The 17,224-nt window shown below is 71.5% G+C and carries 12 protein-coding genes; 3 read left to right on the forward strand and 9 right to left on the reverse strand.

What is annotated here, in order from left to right; all coding sequences use genetic code 11:
* Positions 1–7: 7 nt before the first annotated feature.
* The 5 genes from L1857_RS35015 to topA all read right to left on the reverse strand — a co-directional run bounded on the left by L1857_RS35015 (position 8) and on the right by topA (position 7,681).
* Positions 8–1,216: a DNA polymerase III subunit delta' gene (locus L1857_RS35015; protein ID WP_094005609.1), complete on the reverse strand. Its 1,209-nt coding sequence runs from the start codon at positions 1,214–1,216 to the stop codon at positions 8–10.
* Positions 1,213–3,312 carry a bifunctional MFS transporter/dTMP kinase gene (locus L1857_RS35020; RefSeq protein ID WP_116110205.1) on the reverse strand — a complete coding sequence of 700 codons (2,100 nt, stop codon included), beginning with the start codon at positions 3,310–3,312 and terminating at the stop codon, positions 1,213–1,215. The genes L1857_RS35015 and L1857_RS35020 overlap by 4 nt, the downstream gene beginning before the upstream one ends.
* 146 nt (positions 3,313–3,458) lie before the next feature.
* Positions 3,459–3,962: a hypothetical protein gene (locus L1857_RS35025; RefSeq protein WP_249467326.1), complete on the reverse strand. Its 504-nt coding sequence runs from the start codon at positions 3,960–3,962 to the stop codon at positions 3,459–3,461.
* A gap of 107 nt (positions 3,963–4,069) precedes the next feature.
* A complete protein-coding gene (locus tag L1857_RS35030; RefSeq protein ID WP_094005606.1) occupies positions 4,070–4,864 on the reverse strand; it encodes a hypothetical protein in 795 nt (264 codons plus the stop codon).
* A 54-nt stretch (positions 4,865–4,918) separates the two neighbouring features.
* On the reverse strand, positions 4,919–7,681 hold the full coding sequence (topA, locus tag L1857_RS35035) for a type I DNA topoisomerase (protein WP_094005605.1): 2,763 nt from the start codon (positions 7,679–7,681) through the stop codon (positions 4,919–4,921).
* A gap of 230 nt (positions 7,682–7,911) precedes the next feature.
* Between topA and L1857_RS35040 the strand changes: the two genes are divergently transcribed.
* The gene (locus L1857_RS35040; protein WP_094005604.1) at positions 7,912–8,760 is read left to right on the forward strand and encodes a trypsin-like serine peptidase; all 849 of its coding nucleotides are present in this window, start codon (positions 7,912–7,914) and stop codon (positions 8,758–8,760) included.
* On the opposite strand, the gene L1857_RS35045 is transcribed toward L1857_RS35040, so the two are convergent.
* Positions 8,761–9,348, reverse strand: coding sequence for a hypothetical protein (locus L1857_RS35045; RefSeq protein ID WP_116110201.1), 588 nt, complete (start codon positions 9,346–9,348; stop codon positions 8,761–8,763). It abuts the gene before it with no gap.
* 126 nt (positions 9,349–9,474) lie between these two features.
* On the opposite strand from L1857_RS35045, the gene L1857_RS35050 reads away from it, so the two are divergent.
* Positions 9,475–10,236 (forward strand): MerR family transcriptional regulator, encoded by a 762-nt coding sequence (locus L1857_RS35050; protein ID WP_094005602.1) that lies wholly within the window; start codon positions 9,475–9,477, stop codon positions 10,234–10,236.
* Positions 10,237–10,326: 90 nt separating this feature from the next.
* On the opposite strand, the gene L1857_RS35055 is transcribed toward L1857_RS35050, so the two are convergent.
* Positions 10,327–10,845, reverse strand: a complete 519-nt coding sequence (locus L1857_RS35055; RefSeq protein ID WP_240323123.1) for a hypothetical protein — start codon at positions 10,843–10,845, stop codon at positions 10,327–10,329.
* Positions 10,846–11,056: 211 nt separating this feature from the next.
* Positions 11,057–13,351: a sodium-translocating pyrophosphatase gene (locus L1857_RS35060; protein ID WP_116110199.1), complete on the reverse strand. Its 2,295-nt coding sequence runs from the start codon at positions 13,349–13,351 to the stop codon at positions 11,057–11,059.
* Positions 13,352–13,595: 244 nt separating this feature from the next.
* Here L1857_RS35060 and L1857_RS35065 point away from each other — a divergent pair, with 244 nt between their 5' ends.
* Positions 13,596–16,343, forward strand: coding sequence for a DEAD/DEAH box helicase (locus L1857_RS35065; RefSeq protein ID WP_429728469.1), 2,748 nt, complete (start codon positions 13,596–13,598; stop codon positions 16,341–16,343).
* Here L1857_RS35065 and L1857_RS35070 read toward each other — a convergent pair.
* On the reverse strand, positions 16,325–16,951 hold the full coding sequence (locus L1857_RS35070; RefSeq protein ID WP_094005598.1) for a bifunctional DNA primase/polymerase: 627 nt from the start codon (positions 16,949–16,951) through the stop codon (positions 16,325–16,327). The genes L1857_RS35065 and L1857_RS35070 overlap by 19 nt on opposite strands.
* Positions 16,952–17,224 lie beyond the last annotated feature (273 nt).

Raw genomic sequence — 17,224 nt, forward strand, 5'->3', positions numbered from 1 at the left:
CCTTTTTTCAGCCGTGGCGCAGGGCCGTGAGCATCGCTTCCACGGCGATCCGCGGCTTGACGTTCCACAGGATCGCTTCGCGGCAGGCCAGCACGGCTTCCAGGCGCTTCAACGTGGATTCGGCCGTCCACTGGCGGGCGGCCTGTTCGATGTCCTGGGCGTGGTCCGGGTGGTTGTACCGGGCGTCCGCGCCGCTGATCGCCACGAGCACGTCCCGGTAGAAGCCGGCCAGGTCGACCAGCGCCAGGTCCAGCGTGTCGCGCTGGGTGCGGGTCGCGCGCGACTTCTGGCGCTTTTCCAGCTGCTTGACCGCCGCTTCGGCGGCCCGCTTGGCACCGGCGACGCCCTTGCCGGTCGCGTCGCCGCCCATCGCGTTGCGCAGCTCGGCCTTCTCGGCCTCGTCGCGGACCTTGCTCTCCTCCGTCGCGTCCGCTTCGGCCGCGGCGATCAGGTCGTCGGCGCACCGGAACACGTCACCGGGCCGGGACAGGCCCAGCGGAATCCGCAGCACCGCGGCCCGGCGCTGGCGGGCGTTGTCGTCCGTGGCCAGGCGGCGGGCCCGGCCGACGTGACCACCGCACACCGAGGCCGCCCATTCGGCCAGCTCCGGGTCGACGCCGTCCCGGTCGGCCAGCACCCGGGCGATCGCCTCCGCGGCCGGCGTCCGCAGCGTCACCAGACGGCACCGCGAGCGGATGGTGACCGAGATGTCCTCGGGGTGGTCCGAGGGCGCGCACAGCAGGAACACCGTCCGCTCCGGCGGCTCCTCGACCGCCTTGAGCAGGGCGTTCGACGCGCCCTCGGTCAACCGGTCGGCGTCCTCGATGATCACGACCTGCCACTGGCCCGTGGTCGGGCGCCGTGCGGCGGCCTGGACGAGCGCGCGCATCTCGGCGACCGAGATCGACAGCCCCTCCGGGATGACCAGCCGCACGTCGGCGTGGGTGCCGTGCATCGCGGTGCGGCAGCCGGGACACTGGCCGCAGCCGGTGCCGGTGATGCACTGCAGGGCCGCCGCGAACGCGCGCGCGGCCACCGACCGGCCCGACCCCGGTGGACCGGTGAGCAGCCAGGCGTGCGTCATCGCCCCCGCCGGAGCGGGTTCCCCGGCCACGATCTGCGCGGCCGCGCGCGCGGCGGAGGACAACACGTCGACGGCGTGGTCCTGGCCGACCAGCTGGGCCCACACCCCGGCCGGCGCGACGACAGCGGTCACCTGTCCTCACCCTCGGCCAGCGGCGCCAGTCCGAGCTTGCGCTGGGCGAGCACGGCCGCGACGGCGGTGCGCACCCGGTCGCCGACCTCGTCCGCGGGCCCGTCGGCGTCCACCACGACGTAGTGATCGGGGTCGGCGGCGGCCATCTCGCTGAGCAGGTTCTGCACGCGCCACTGGTCCTCGACCGAGATCGGCCCGGGCGCGTTCGCGCCGGGGTCGGCGTCCAGCAGCACGGTCACGTCGGGCCGCAGGCGGCCGGTGGCCCAGTCGGCCAGGCCTTCGAGTTCCTTCGCGTCCAGCCCGGCGACGGCGGACAGGTGCGCCAGCGGCGAGTCGACGAAGCGTTCCATCACCACGATCGAACCGCCGTCCAGCGCGGGGTTGACGTTGCGCTCCACGAGGTCGGCGCGCACCGCGGCGGCCGCGAGCGCCTGCGCCCGCGCCCCGGACAGCGAAGCGTTGCCGATGATCGTGGCCAGGCGCTCGTCGTCCAGCGCCGGATCCGCGGCCAGCACCACCGGGCGCGGGCTGACCGACCGCAGCCACTCGGCGAGTTTCGAAGCCTGCACCGCGGTGTCCGCGGCGGTCGTGCCCTCCAGCGCGATGAGCAGCCCGTTCACCCGGCGCGGGCGGCGCCGGATGGCGTTGCGCAGGTCGGCCATGATCGGTTCGGACCGGCGCGAGTCCATCTGCCGGTAGGCGACGATGCCGACGATCGCGGCGAGCGCGCCGCCGCCGAGCATCACCGGGCGGGTGCCGTCGATGATGATCGGGTTGCCCCACACCGTGATCGTCCGCGCATTGGTCAGGCCGATCAACAGCGGCACCACCGCGACCGACCCGAACACGATGATCTTCATCATCGACTGGTAGATCGCGTTGATCCGGCCGCGGATCGCGTCGTCCACCTGGGAACCGATGATCGTGACACCGGTCAGGAACGCCGCCCCGGCACACGCGCCGACGAGCGACACCGCGAGGAGCGACACGGTCAGGTGCGGGGACAGCGCCACCAGGATCAGCGCCAGGCCGGCGAGCACGATCGAGATGCCGAAGAGCCGGTCGTGCGGCAGCCGCCGGGCCAGCTTGGGCGTCCCGCCCATCCCGGTGGCCAGCCCGATGAAGACGGCCACGACCAGCAGGCCCCACGTGGAGTCGCCGGCGTTCAGGCTCGTCGAGTACGTCTTGGCCGACCCGACCACCGCGCCACCCGCGGCGAACGCGCCCGCGGCGCCGATGAGCAGGCCGCGCACGAGCGGGGTGCTCCGCACGTACTTGCCGGCGTCCCTGACCAGCTCGCCCAGGCCGGGCTTGTCCGCCTCCTTGACCGGCTTCGCGGCCTTCTCGGCCTGCTCGTGCGAGACCCCGGCCATCCGCGGCTTGCGGACCGACAGCTCCGGGATGCGGGTCAGCACCAGGATCGCGCTGGCCAGGTACAGCAGCGCGATGAGCACGACGATGACCTTGGCGACGCCCAGTTCGCCGAAGAACCCGGACGGCAGGCCCACCGACGCCGCGATCCGCGTCACCACGGCGTAAAGAGCGCCCGCGGTGACCGTGGCGAGCCCGTAGGTCATCACCAGGCCGAGCTGGTTGGCCGTCTCCACCTGGTCCGGGCGCTTGAGCAGGTTCGGGACCGCCGCCTCCTTGGACGGGATCCACATCATCGCGCTCGCGCTGGCCAGGAAGTTCGCGACGTAGAGCCACCAGGACGTGCCGACGAGCGCCACCGACAGCAGGAAACCGCAGCGGAAGATGTCCGCGACGAACATGACCTTGCGCCGGTCGAAGCGGTCGGCGAGCAGGCCGCCCAGCGGGGCGAAGATCAGGCCGGGCAGCAGCGCGGAGAGCAGGACGCCGGTGAAGGCGAAGTTCTGCGCGGTGTAGTTCGGGGTCAGCTGAGTCGCGAGGCTGGTCAGGCCGAGGATGGTCAGCCAGTCGGCGACGCTGCAGAGGTAGGTGACCCCCCACAGCCGCCGGAACGGCCGGATCGCCAGCACCCGACGGGCCCGGTGGATCGTCGAGGCGTCACGCCCTGCCGGCGCCTCACCTCCTGCGCCGGGTTCCACGTGCACGACCTCGCTGATCGGACCCACCCCACTTACTCCCGTGGCGCTGGAGAACCCCTGGCGCAGCAAACCGGTGTCCCCCAACCGTGGGGCCAGGGTAGCTCTGACGGTCTGAGAGCGCCCGTCCTGGTGGGCGATAGGTGTCCGGAATAGGTGGATCGTCCCGTCGTGGGCTAGTCGAAGATGCCGCTGAGCGTGTCGATCAGACTCGACAGGAACTGGATCGCGAGCACGCCGAACACGACCATCAGCAGGATCGCGACCAGGAACGCCGTGGACCCGCTGGACGGCTTCGCCCGGCGGACCGAGCCGCCCTGGCCCGGCCGCGGCAGGCGGAACGACGGCCGCGACCACGAGGCGAGCTTCTTGCGCCCGGTCCAGGTGCGCTGCCGGGGCAGGATGCCCAGCGGCGGCGCGGGCGGCACCGCCTGGGCGGGAGCCGCGGGTGGCGTGTCGTCCACCGGCACCTCGGGCGGCGCGGCCGGCTTGTCCGACATCGCCTCGATCATCTCGCGGACCTTCTCCGGGTCCGGCTCGACCGGCTTGGCCACCTTCAACGGCTGGTAGCCCTCGGCGTCGTTGACCGACCCCGAGACGGCGTCGCTGAACGTCAGCGGCGGCAGGCCGGACTGCGTGCCGTCCCCGTCGAAGCGCCCGTCGTCCTTCGCCGGACTCATGGTGACCACTCCCGTGCGTTCGGAAACACCTCGTCCCAGCGTAGTGGGCTTTTCGCGGCTCGCACGCGCCCATCCGGGCAACCCCTCGATCACTCTGCGCAACCGGATCAGGCACAGGTCATCGCCGCCTCGACCGCGTCGGTCATCCACTGCGCCAGCCGGTCGCGGTCGGACGGAACCAGGAACAGCTGCGTGCCCTCCCCCGGCTCGGTGACCGTGGCCAGCACGTGCCTGCCCAGATCGTTGTCCACCACGACGTAACCCAGCCGCGGGAACTGCGCGCAGCGGCGGTCGAACGCCATCAGGTCGACCAGGGTGGTGCCGGTGCGCGGCCGCCGCAGGAACTGCCGCACGCGCTCCGCCTGCGCGGCGTCCCGGCCGGTCAGCTCACCGGCGGGACCGGCCTGCAGCATCACCGACTCGAACCGGCCCCGGCGCTGCTCGGGCACGAACCCGACCACCTGGTCGAACAGGGTGCGCAGCTCGCGGAAGCCCCACCCGCCGACCTGCGTGGTGTCCGGACGCCAGCTCCACAGCACCCCGGCCGCCGTGTCGGCGTAGACCCGCACGTCCAGCGGCCCGTCCAGCCCGCTGTGCACGCCGGTGAGCACCATCCGGATCGGGCCGCGCAGCATCAGCGCGAACGCCCGCATCGCGTCGTCGGTCAGGTCGCCGCCCTCGACGAACGGCGAGTCCCGCAGCTGCGCCATCCACGCGTTGTGCTCCTCGACCTCGGCCACCAGGTCGGCCGGATCGGCCGAGCGACTGAGCGGGTACCGGATCCGCTCGACGTCGTCGTCCGTCGCGAACGGCGCGTACAGGTCCCAGGTGCTGGCCCGCTCCGGCACGGTGTCCAGCACCGGCCGGGCGGCCTCGGTCAGCAGTTCGTCGATCGTCGTCACGGGGGCAGTGTGCCCCCGGGGTACGACAGTTTTGCTCGAACTGCTGTTCGAGGCCTACTTCTTGGCGGCCGCCTTCTTCGCCGGGGCCTTGCGCGCCGGCGCCTTCTTCTTCGGTGCCGGACCCTTCGCCCGCTTCTCGGCGAGCAGCTCGGACGCCCGCTCCGGGGTCAGCCCCTCGATGCTGTCGCCCTTGCGCAGGGTCGCGTTGTACTCCCCGTCGGTCACGTACGGCCCGAACCGGCCGTCCTTGACCACCATCGGCTTCTTGGACACCGGGTCCTCGCCCAGCTCCTTCAGCGGCGGCTTCGCGGCCCCGCGTCGGCCGCGCTGCTTCGGCTCGGCGTAGATCTTCAGCGCCTCGTCCAGCGTGATCGAGAAGATCTGGTCCTCGCTGGACAGCGACCGCGAGTCGGTGCCCTTCTTCAGGTACGGCCCGTAGCGCCCGTTCTGCGCGGTGATCTCCTCACCCGACTCCGGGTCCTTGCCCACCACGCGCGGCAGCGACAGCAGCTTGAGCGCGTCCTCCAGCGTCACCGTCTCGATCGACATCGACTGGAACAGCGAACCGGTGCGCGGCTTCGGCTTCTTCGCCTTGCTCTTCTTGGCGCCCTCGGCTTCCTCGGGCTCCTCGAGCACCTCGGTGACGTACGGTCCGAACCGGCCCTCCTTGGCCACGATCCGGTGGTTCGTGACCGGGTCGACGCCCAGCTCACGGCCCTCCTGCGGTGTCGCGAACAGCCGCTCCGCGATCTCCACGGTCAGCTCGTCCGGCGGCAGGTCCTCGGGCAGGTTCGCGCGCTGCGGCTTGCCGTCCACCTCGCGCTCCAGGTACGGGCCGTAGCGGCCGACCCGCACGTGCACCGTGCGGCCGTCGTTGTCCTCGAACATCGGGATGGAGTTGATCTCGCGCGGGTCGATGTCCTCGACGCCGCCGCTGACCAGCTTCTTCAGCCCGCCCAGGCGGCCCACCGAGCCGTCCACGCCCTGCTCGCCGCCGAAGTAGAACCGCGACAGCCAGCGGGTGCGCTGCTCGTTCCCGGCCGCGATGCGGTCGAGCTCGTCCTCCATGGCCGCGGTGAAGTCGTAGTCGACCAGCCGCTCGAAGTGCCGTTCCAGCAGCCCCACCACGGCGAAGGCGACCCACGACGGGACCAGCGCGGAGCCCTTCTTCCAGACGTAGCCGCGGTCCTGGATGGTCTTGATGATCGACGCGTACGTCGACGGGCGGCCGATGCCCAGTTCCTCCAGCTTGCTGACCAGGCTGGGCTCGTTGTAGCGGGCCGGCGGCGTGGTCGCGTGGCCGTCCGGGGACAGCTCGGTCGCGGTCAGCGCCTGGTCCTTGACCAGCTGCGGCAGGCGGCTCTGCTTGTCGTCGGCCTCGGCGCCGGAGTCGGCGTCCACCGCCTCGACGTAGGCCTTGAGGAAGCCGGCGAAGGTGATGGTGCGGCCGGACGAGGCGAACACGCACTCCTCGCCGGTGCTCGCGGTGCCGGTGATGCGCACCGACATGGTGGTGCCCTTGGCGTCGGCCATCTGCGAGGCGATCGTGCGCTGCCAGATCAGCTCGTACAGCCGGAACTCGTCGGCCTGCAGCTCGCCCGCGACCTGGCCCGGCGTCCGGAACACCTCACCGGCGGGCCGGATCGCCTCGTGGGCCTCCTGCGCGTTCTTGACCTTGCGGGTGTACTGCCGCGGCGTCGGCGAGACGTAGTCCTTGCCGTACAGCTCGGTCGCCTGGCTGCGGGCCGCGGCGAGCGCCGACTCCGACAGCGTCGTGGAGTCGGTACGCATGTAGGTGATGTACCCGTTCTGGTACAGCCGCTGCGCGATCTGCATCGTCGTCTCGGCGTTGAAGCGCAGCTTGCGGCCGGCCTCCTGCTGCAGCGTGGAGGTCATGAACGGCGCGTACGGCCGCCGCGTGTACGGCTTCTCCTCGACGCTGGTGACCTTGAAGTCGCGCTGCTGCAGACCCTGGGCCAGCGCCCGCGCCGCCGCTTCCTCGAGCACCCGGACGTCCTGGGAGTTCGCCTTGAGCTGCCCGGAGGCGTCGAAGTCCTTGCCGGTGGCCAGGCGCGCGCCGTCGACCGACACCAGCCGCGCCGGGAACTGGCGCGGGGTCGCGTCCTCGCCGGCGTCCATCGTGGCGGAGATGTCCCAGTACGAGGCCGAGGTGAACTTGATGCGCTCCCGCTCGCGCTCGACGACCAGCCGCGTCGCCACCGACTGCACCCGGCCCGCCGACAGCCGCGGCATGACCTTCTTCCACAGCACCGGCGATACCTCGTAGCCGTAGAGCCGGTCCAGGATGCGGCGGGTCTCCTGCGCGTCGACGAGGTCGCCGTCCAGCTCGCGGGTGTCCTCGGCGGCCGCGCGGACGGCCTGCTCGGTCACCTCGTGGAAGACCATCCGGCGCACCGGGACCTTCGGCTTGAGGGTCTCCAGCAGGTGCCAGGCGATGGCCTCGCCCTCGCGGTCGGGGTCGGTGGCGAGGAACAGCTCGTCGACGTCCTTGAGCAGGCTCTTCAGCTCGGTGACCTTGGACTTCTTGTCCGCGGAGACGACGTAGAGCGGCTCGAAGTCGTGGTCGACGTCCACGCCGAGCTTCGCCCACGGTTCGCCCTTGTACTTGGCCGGGACGTCGTCGGCCTTCGACGGCAGGTCCCGGATGTGCCCGACCGAGGACTCCACGACGTAGCCCGGACCGAGGTAGGACGCGATCTTGCGGGCCTTGGCGGGCGACTCGACGATCACCAACCGTCGACGACCGGCGCCGTTCGCCCCGGCGTCGTTCTTCTTCGTCTTCGTCGATCCAGCCACGCTGTCCGCTCTCCTGCTCCGTCCCGCCGCCAAAGCAGCGGCGCCTGTTCAACCAGCAAGTGTGCACGTTGCCTGCCGGTAATGTCCCCCGAGGTGACGTAACACGCCGTCGCGCTTCCCAGCCGGGATGGGCGTCGGCGTGCGTCATCTCCCCCTTTCCACACCTAGCACGTGATGCCGGACACACGCTGCGCGGGGCTTCTGAGTAGCCGTTCCGCTACGCTCCGCCTATGTTCCGCCGCCTGCTCACCGTTCTGGCCGTCCTGCTGACCGCTCCCGCACTGGCCGGGGTCAGCGCCGCGTCCGCCGCTCCCGCCGACGACTACAGCGGGATCGTCAAGCTCAGCAACTGCTCCGGGTCACTCGTCCGGCTGCCCCAGTCCGGTGAGTTCGACCGGGCGCTCGTCCTCACCAACGGCCACTGCCTGGAGTCGGGCATGCCGGAGGCGGGCGAGGTCCTGGTCAACCAGCCGGTCAACCGCAAGATGGTGCTGCTCGGCGCCGACGGCCGCGAGCTGGGCCGGATCCGCGCCACGAAGCTCGTCTACGCCACGATGACCGACACCGACGTCGCGCTGTACGCCCTCGACTCGTCCTACCGGGAGATCGCCCGCGAGCTCGGCGGCCACCCGTTGACGCTCGCGGCCTCGCCGGCCGACGTGGGCACGCCGGTCAGCGTCGTCTCCGGTTTCTTCACCCGCACGTGGAACTGCTCGATCGAGCGGGTGGTGTACTCGGTGCGCGAGGCGGAGTGGACCTGGAAGGACTCGATCCGGTACGCCCCCGGCTGCGACACCATCCACGGCACCTCCGGCTCGCCGATCGTCGACCAGGGCAGCCGGCAGATCGTCGGCGTCAACAACACGGGCAACGACGACGGCGGGGTCTGCACGTTCAACAACCCGTGCGAGGTCGACGAGAACGGCGTGGTGTTCGCGCGGCGCGGCCTCACCTACGGCCAGCAGACCTACCGGATCCCGGCCTGCTTCGCGAAGAACAACCAGCTCAACCTGACGCGGGACGGCTGCATGCTGCCCAAGCCGGCCGCGCTGCCCGTTCCGGTGCCCATCCCCGCCTGATCAGACCGCCTGCCGGGCCGGTGCGTGCCGCGGCCACACCGGCTCGGCGCCCGGCGGGGGCATGCCGATCAGCTCGGCCAGCGTCGCGAGCCTGCGGCGGCCGGTGACCCGGACCGCCGGCCCACCGCCCTTCGGCCCGATCAGCTGCGCCGGCAGGCCGACCTGCCGGAACGCCTCGGCGAGCGGTTCGTGCGTGTCCGGCGCCCGTTCGTCGACGGCCAGCAGGTACCCCTGGACGCCGGGCCGTCCGGCCGCGAGCGCCCACAGCCGCAAGGCCGCACCGGTCAGCCGGAACCGTCCCGGCAGCGACTTCCCGTCGTCGTCCAGCCACGCCCTGGCCAGCCCGATCAGGTCGGACCGGAACGCGGTGCGGATCATCGGCCTGCCGTCCTCGGTGCGGCTCAGCTCGGCCGACACCCCGCGCCTGCCGAACTCGGCGGCCAGCACCCGCGCCCGCCACACCTCGTCCACCTCGACGGTGAGGCGGGCGGCCGTGCGCGCGAAGCCGGTGATCTGGCCCTGCCCGCACAGGACGCCGCTCAGGTCGGCGATGTCCGGGCCGCTCGCCTCCGCCGAGAAGAGCGACATCTGATCCACAGCGGACAGGGTAGAACACCCGTTCGATTTCCCGCGAGTCGTCGCGGAGAAAAAGTTCTTGAAGTTGACGCGGCGTCAACCTCTACCGTGGTTTTCACGGGCGAGAACGGAGACGAGATGGAGGAACCGCTGTCGATCGTCCAGGTGTCGAAGGCCTCCGGGGTGACCTCCCGGACCCTGCGGCACTACGACGACATCGGCCTGCTGCCACCGGCCTTCGCCGACACCAGTGGGAGGCGCTACTACCAGCGGGAACAGCTCATCCGGTTGCAGCAGATCCTGCTGCTGCGCGAGCTGGGCCTCGGCCTGGACACGATCGCGCGGATCCTCGACGGGTCCGTGTCCCGGGCGGAGGCGCTGCGGCTGCACCGGAGTTGGCTGCTGGCGGAGCGCGATCGGCTGGACCGGCTCGCCGACACCGTCGCCCGGACCATCGAAGAACTGGAAGGAGGGGAACACATGTCCGCCAAGGAACTGTTCGAGGGGTTTTCACCGCACTCGGAGAAGGCGAAGTGGCTGGCACAGGAAGCGGCCGAACGGTGGGGTGCGAACGCCCTGGCGTCGCACGAACGGAGCAAGCGCTGGTCGGACGAGAAGTGGGCCGAGGTCAAGCGGCAGGGCGGCGAGGCCGCCGAGCGTCTGGCCGAACTGGCCCGCGAGGGAGTGCCGGTCGACGACGAGCGCGTGCTCGACGCGGTCGCGGCGCACCGCGCCTGGCTGGAGAACTTCTGGACGCCGGACGCCGAGTCCTACACCGGCCTGGGCCGCCTGTACCGCGACGACGAGCGTTTCCGCAGCCAGTACGAGGCCATCCAGCCCGGATTCGCCGAGTACCTGAGCGACGCCATGGCCGCCTACGCCCGCGCTCGCATGAGCTAGCGGGTCGAGGCGGAGCCAGTCCGGCTGCCACCCCGCCGAGCGCGCCCCGCGCCCTGGCCCGGACCACCAACGGAGTTGCGCACTGCTCGTCTAGCGGGGCGTCGCGGTCACCTGCACGGTGAGCTGACGGCACACCGGGGCGTGCGCGACCGCGGTGGCCAGCTCGGGCACGGCGTCGAAGCGGTTCAGCAGGTCGAGGCGGGCCACCTCGTCCAGCGGGCCGTGCGCCTGCCCGAGCGTGGCCTCGTCGATGGCGCCCGGCTCGGTCGAATCGAGCCGCTGCCGGGCGGCGGAGGCGCGGTCCCGCACGCCCTGGAAGTCGGTCACGGCCTGGGCACGCACCTGGTCACCTCCGGGCACCGGGGACGGCGGCAGCTCGTTGAGCCCGTCCAGTGCCCGGTCCAGGCCGTTGATCACCGATCCGAGCAGCTCGCTCGACGTGCGCACGGCGCGCTGCGGGCTGCTCGGGTCCACGCTCGGCATGGTCACCAGCCCCTGGACCAGCGAGCCGACCGCGACGCAGTAGTCGTCGGCCCACCGCGCGGCGGCGTCCTGCAGCTGGACCTCCTCCCGCGACAGGCCGGGCCCACCGGGCTCGACGTTTCTCACGGGTTGCTGGCCGCATCCGGAAAGGCCCACGCAGAGCCCGGTCAGTACCACCAGGAACACGGACTTCCCGGGCCGCACCCACACACCTCCAGCTGCCGACGCGAAGCTCTTTCCCGACCGTACCGAGACGATTGCGGATCGCAACCGCCGGGCATGGAAAAGGCCGGGCCCGTCACGCTGCGTGCGCGACGAGCCCGGCCTTCGCGGGAAATCAGGCGGTCTTCGCCGGGGTGGCGTCCTCGCTCGGCGTCTCGGTCATGACACTCGCGCGGCGCTTCGACACCACGATCGCGGCGACGATGATCGCCACCGCCACCAGCGAGATCGCGATCCGCACACCGGCGGAGGCGTCCGGCCCGATCGAGAACTGCACGACGGCGGGCGCGATCAGCACCGAGACCAGGTTCATCACCTTGATCAGCGGGTTGATCGCCGGGCCCGCGGTGTCCTTGAACGGGTCGCCGACGGTGTCGCCGATGACCGTCGCGGCGTGCGCCTCGGAGCCCTTGCCACCGTGGTGGCCGTCCTCGACCAGCTTCTTCGCGTTGTCCCAGGCGCCACCGGAGTTGGCCAGGAAGATCGCCATCAGGGTGCCGGTCGCGATCGCACCGGCCAGGTAGCCGGCCAGTGCGCCGGTGCCGAGGCCGAAGCCGACGGCGATCGGGGCGAACACCGCGAGCAGACCCGGGGTGGCCAGCTCACGCAGCGAGTCGCGGGTGACGATGTCGACGACCTTGCCGTACTCGGGCCGCGTGGTGCCCTCCATGATCCCCGGGATGTCGCGGAACTGGCGGCGCACCTCGTACACCACCGCGCCCGCGGCGCGGGACACGGCGTTGACCGCGAGACCGGAGAACAGGAAGACCACCGCGGCGCCGATGATCACGCCGACCAGCGTGTTCGGGCTGACGATCGTGTCCACGAACGACTTCACGCCGGCAGCGGACTCGCCGATGTCGGCCAGCGCCTTGGAGATCGAGTCCTGGTAGGACCCGAACAGCGCGGTCGCGGCCAGCACGGCGGTCGCGATCGCGATGCCCTTGGTGATCGCCTTGGTGGTGTTGCCGACCGCGTCCAGCTCGGTCAGGATCTGCGCGGCGTCCTCGTCGACCTCGCCGGACATCTCCGCGATGCCCTGCGCGTTGTCCGAGACCGGGCCGAAGGTGTCCATCGCGACGATGACACCGACCGTGGTCAGCAGGCCGGTGCCGGCCAGCGCGACCGCGAACAACGCGATCGTGCCGCCCAGCAGGTAGGCGCCGAACACCGCCGCGCCGATCACCAGCGCGGTGTAGACGGCCGACTCGAAACCGACCGAGATGCCGGACAGGATCACCGTCGCCGCACCGGTGCGCGAGGTCTCCCCGACGTTCTTCACCGGGCCGTGCTCGGTGCCGGTGTAGTAGCCGGTGAGCTTGAGGATGACGCCGGCCAGCACGATGCCGATGACCACCGCGACGAACGCGATCAGCGCCGGGTTGCCGTCGATGCCGGCCTGGTCCGGGCCGAACTCGGCGAACGAGCCGGGCAGGTAGACGAACGCGGCGACCGCGCACAGCACGGCCGAGATGCCGGCCGAGATGTAGAACGAGCGGTTGATCGTGACCAGGCCGTTCTCACCGGAGCGGGCACGCGTGATGTAGACGCCGATAACCGCGGTGATGACACCGATGGCCGGCACGATCAGCGGGAACAGCAGACCGTCCACACCGAAGGCGGTGCTGCCCAGGATCAGCGCGGCGACCAGGGTCACCGCGTAGGACTCGAACAGGTCGGCGGCCATGCCGGCGCAGTCACCCACGTTGTCACCGACGTTGTCGGCGATGGTGGCCGCGTTGCGCGGGTCGTCCTCGGGGATGTTCTGCTCGACCTTGCCGACCAGGTCCGCGCCCACGTCGGCGGCCTTGGTGAAGATGCCGCCGCCGACACGCATGAACATCGCGATCAGCGCGGCGCCGAAGCCGAAGCCCTCGAGCACCTTCGGCGCCTGGCCGGTGTAGACGAGCACGACGACCGCGGCGCCGAACAGGCCGAGGCCGACGGTGAACATGCCGACCGCGCCGCCGGTGCGGAACGCGACGCGCATCGCCTTCTCCCGGCCGCCCGGCTCACGGGAGGCAGCGGCGACCCGCAGGTTGGCCCGCGTCGCCAGCCACATGCCGGTGTAGCCGATGAGGAACGAGAACACCGCGCCGACGAGGAAGAACAACGAGCGGCCGATGCGCTCGTTCCAGTCCTCCGCCGGGAGCGCGAGCAGCAGCAGGAACACCACGACCCCGAAGATCGAGAGGGTGTTGCGTTGCCGCTTCAGATACGCGGCCGCCCCTTCCTGCACGGCCTTGGCGATGTCCTGCATCTTCGTGGTGCCCTGGCCGGCGGCCAGCACCTCCTTGAGCAGGAACCAGCCGATGACCAGAGCGGCCAGGGCGATGACGGCGACCACGGCCGCGATGCCGTAGTCACCTCCGGAAAACTCGAGGCCCTCCGCGAGGGTCTGCCGGGACATCCGTCCTCCTGGAAACGTTCCTGTCGCCAGTGACAGCCCGCCTAGGGGAAGCCGTGCCGACGCTGGCATGGGATCTACACCACAAGTGGTGCCGGTTGCGGGGAGTGTATTGGTAATGGATCCGGCGCGGTCAGGGCGTCCCGTAACGATCACGCTCAGTGCATGTGAGCCTGCTCACGGTTCATGATCTTTTCACACGAGAACGGTTCTGTCGTACACGTGTGCGAAGCTGGGAAGCGTGGATGTGGTTGCGGGAACCGAGCGCGCGCGGCGGTTGCTGCACAGGGTCACCGCCGGGATCCGGGAGAACCCGGTGACCCACGTGGCCGATCTGCCGGCCCGCGAGGCGCGGCACACCGACTGGCCGTCGTGGGCGGATCCGCGCGTGGTGGATGCGCTGCGGTCGGGCGGGGTGGAGCGGCCGTGGGCGCACCAGACGGAGGCGGCGTCGCTGGCCTTCGCGGGGCGGCACGTCGTGGTGTCCACGGGCACGGCGTCGGGCAAGTCGCTGTGCTACCAGCTGCCGGTGCTGTCGACGCTGGCGTCCGACGACAAGGCGTGCGCGCTGTACCTGTCGCCGACGAAGGCGCTGGGCGCCGACCAGCTGCGGTCGGTGTCCGCTTTGGACATCCCGGGGGTGCGGGCGGCGTCCTACGACGGGGACACGCCGATGGCCGAGCGCGACTGGGTGCGGGCGCACGCGCGGTGGGTGTTCACGAATCCGGACATGCTGCACCGCGGAATCCTGGCCGCGCACTCGCGGTGGGCACGGCTGTTCCGGAAGCTGTCCTACGTCGTGATCGACGAGTGCCACAGCTACCGGGGCGTGTTCGGGTCGCACGTCGCGTTGTTGCTGCGGCGGCTGCAGCGGGTGGCGCGGCACTACGGGTCGTCGCCGGTGTTCATCCTCGCGTCGGCGACGACGGCGGAGCCGGGCGAGTTCGCATGCCGTCTGGTGGGCGCGGACTGCGTGCCGGTGGTCGAGGACGCGTCGCCGCGCGGGGCGCGGACAGTGGCGCTGTGGGAGCCGCCGCTGATGGAGGACCACCGGGGTGAGAACGGGGCGCCGGTGCGCCGGTCGGCCGGGGCGGAGGCGAGCCGGATCCTGGCGGAGCTGGTCATCGAGGGCGCGCGGACGCTGGCGTTCGTGCGGTCGCGGCGGGGTGCGGAGCTGACGGCGCTGGGCGCCCGGCGGTTGTTGTCCGAAGTGGACGGTGAGTTGCCTCGTCAGGTGGCGGCGTACCGGGCCGGGTTCCTGCCGGAGGAGCGGCGGGCGCTGGAGCGGGCGTTGTTGTCGGGCGAGCTCAAGGGCGTGGCGACGACGAACGCGCTCGAGCTGGGTGTGGACATCGCGGGGCTGGACGCGGTGGTGCTGGCGGGGTATCCGGGCACGCTGGCGTCGTTCTGGCAGCAGGCGGGCCGGGCCGGCCGGTCGGGTGACGACGCGCTGGTGGTGTTCGTGGCCCGGGACGATCCGCTGGACACGTACCTGGTGCACCACCCGGAGGCGGTGCTGGAGCGGCCGGTGGAGACGGCGGTGCTGGACCCGTCGAACCCGTACGTGCTGGCGCCGCAGCTGGCGTGCGCGGCGGCGGAGTTGCCGTTGACCACTGGCGAGCTGGAGACGTTCGGCGGCGCGGCGGCGCGGGAGGTGCTGGACCGCCTGGTGGCGGACAGGTTGCTGCGGCGCCGGCCCAGCGGCTGGTACTGGACGTCGCGGGACCGCCCCCACTACGAGGTGGACATTCGCGGTTCGGGCGGCGAGCAGATCGCGGTGGTCGAGGCGGACACGTCGAGGCTGCTGGGAACGGTCGACCCGGGCTCGGCCTGCACGACGGTGCACCCGGGGGCCGTGTACCTGCACCAGGGTTCGTCGTACGTGGTGGACGAGCTGGACCTGGAGGCGGGCATCGCGCTGGTGCACGCGGAGGACCCGGAGTGGACGACGTCCGCCCGGGAGGTCGCGGACATCGCCGTGCTGAACACCCAGGAGCGCCTGGACTACGGCGGCGTGACGGTGTGCCTGGGCGAGGTCGCGGTGACTTCCCAGGTGGTGGGCTACCTACGACGCCGCCCGTCGGGGGAGGTGCTGGACCAGGTGGCGCTGGACCTACCGGCACAAACGCTGGAGACGCGGGCCGTCTGGTACACGATCAGCCCAGAGCTACTGGAAGCCGCCGCGCCCTCGGAAATCGCCGAAGCGCAGGAGGACACCAGCGCCCCGGAAGCCAACGGGACGCGGGAAGGCCCCAACTCTCAAGAAGCCGCCTCCGAAATTGCCGACGCGCGGGAGGTCACCAGCGCCAGCGCGGCGCGGAAATTCTCCAACGCCCGCCTCGTCGCCGGTGCGCGGGAAGCCGCCGCGCCGCCCGTGGCTGCCGGAGCGCAGGAGGTCGCCGTGCCGGAGGAGGCCGCCGTGCCGGAGGAGGCCGCCGGGGTGAGAGAAGTCGCCATCACCCGCGTAGTCACCGGAGCGCAGGAGGCTGTGCCATCGAAGTTCACCGTGCCGCCGGAGGCCGCCGGGGCGCGGGAGGTCGGCGGGGCGCGGGAGGTCGGCGGGGCGCCGGGGGGCGCCGGTCTGGATCCGGCGCGCATCCCCGGCGCCCTGCACGCCGCCGAGCACGCGGCGATCGGCCTGCTACCGCTGTTCGCTACGTGCGACCGGTGGGACATCGGCGGCGTCTCAACCGCGTTGCACGCTGACACCGGGGAGGCGACGGTGTTCGTGCACGACGGCCATCCCGGAGGCGCGGGATTCGCCGATCGCGGTTTCGCTGCTGTTGTCCCCTGGCTGGCCGCTACGCGGGAGGCCATCATCTCCTGCGAGTGCCCGGCGGGATGCCCGTCCTGTGTGCAGTCACCGAAGTGCGGGAACGGTAACGACCCACTGGACAAGGCGGGGGCGGTGGCCGTGCTGGAAACCGTGCTCGGGGCGGTGAGTCGTCACAGTGCCCGGCACGACCACGGGGTGGCTCAGGCTGCGGCGAACTGACCGGCGCCGACGAGGGCGGTCCGGTCGGAACCCCGCTGGTCGAGAGCGCGGGCGAGCACGGAGTGCACGGCCTTGGCGGACGGCAGCCGCCAGCCCCACACGTCCGGCTTGACCCGCCAGTGCACGACACCGTGCTGGAACGGCGTGGGCGGGAGCGGAATCCAGCTGCCCTGGCCGTGCCAGCGGACCTCGCCGTCGGTGGCGAGCTCCTCCGGAATGCGGTCGGCGACCGTGGTCAGGAACAGCCAGCGACCGTCGGGCGTCGCGACGATCGGCGCGGGGTGGCCGGTGGCACGGAGCAGCCGGGCGGCGCGCTTGCCCAGTTCATCCGGGACCTCGACGGCGTCCAGCACGGTGCCGGTCGCGACGAGCAGGCTGTACGGCTGACCGGTCCACCAGCCGGCCACCTCGTTGGGGTGGGCGCCGAGCCGGTCGGCCCAGTCCTCGTGGACGGGCACCGGGCCGGTCCAGGAGCCCTCGGCGTCCGCCTGCGCCGGAAAGGTGCCGGGCAGCACCGGCCACCCGTGCCAGGCGAGACCGATGGCCTCCGCACGTAGCTCGATGCGGAAGGCGCCCCGCCAGCTGTCCGACCAATCCGTGTCCAACATTTCCGTCCACAACTCCTTGCTCGTTCCACCGCTCCGGGTGGCTGTCTGATGTCCAATAAACGGCAAGTTGCAAAGTGCCGGAACCCGCCGCGCGACAACCGGCCGCTCCGAGGCGACGAGCGTCGAGCACCTGCTCGGCCCGGCCGAACGCCGCTCGGCCGGTGCGGCCGGACGACGAGCGGCCGGCCGCACTGATCGTCAATCGTGATCTCCAGCACACGTTTCTCCTGCGTACCAACGGTTTCCGGCCCGGGGTCACCGCTCGCCCCGACC

It is taken from the genome of Amycolatopsis thermalba, from assembly GCF_023376025.1.
In the GTDB taxonomy this organism is placed as follows: domain Bacteria; phylum Actinomycetota; class Actinomycetes; order Mycobacteriales; family Pseudonocardiaceae; genus Amycolatopsis_E; species Amycolatopsis_E thermalba.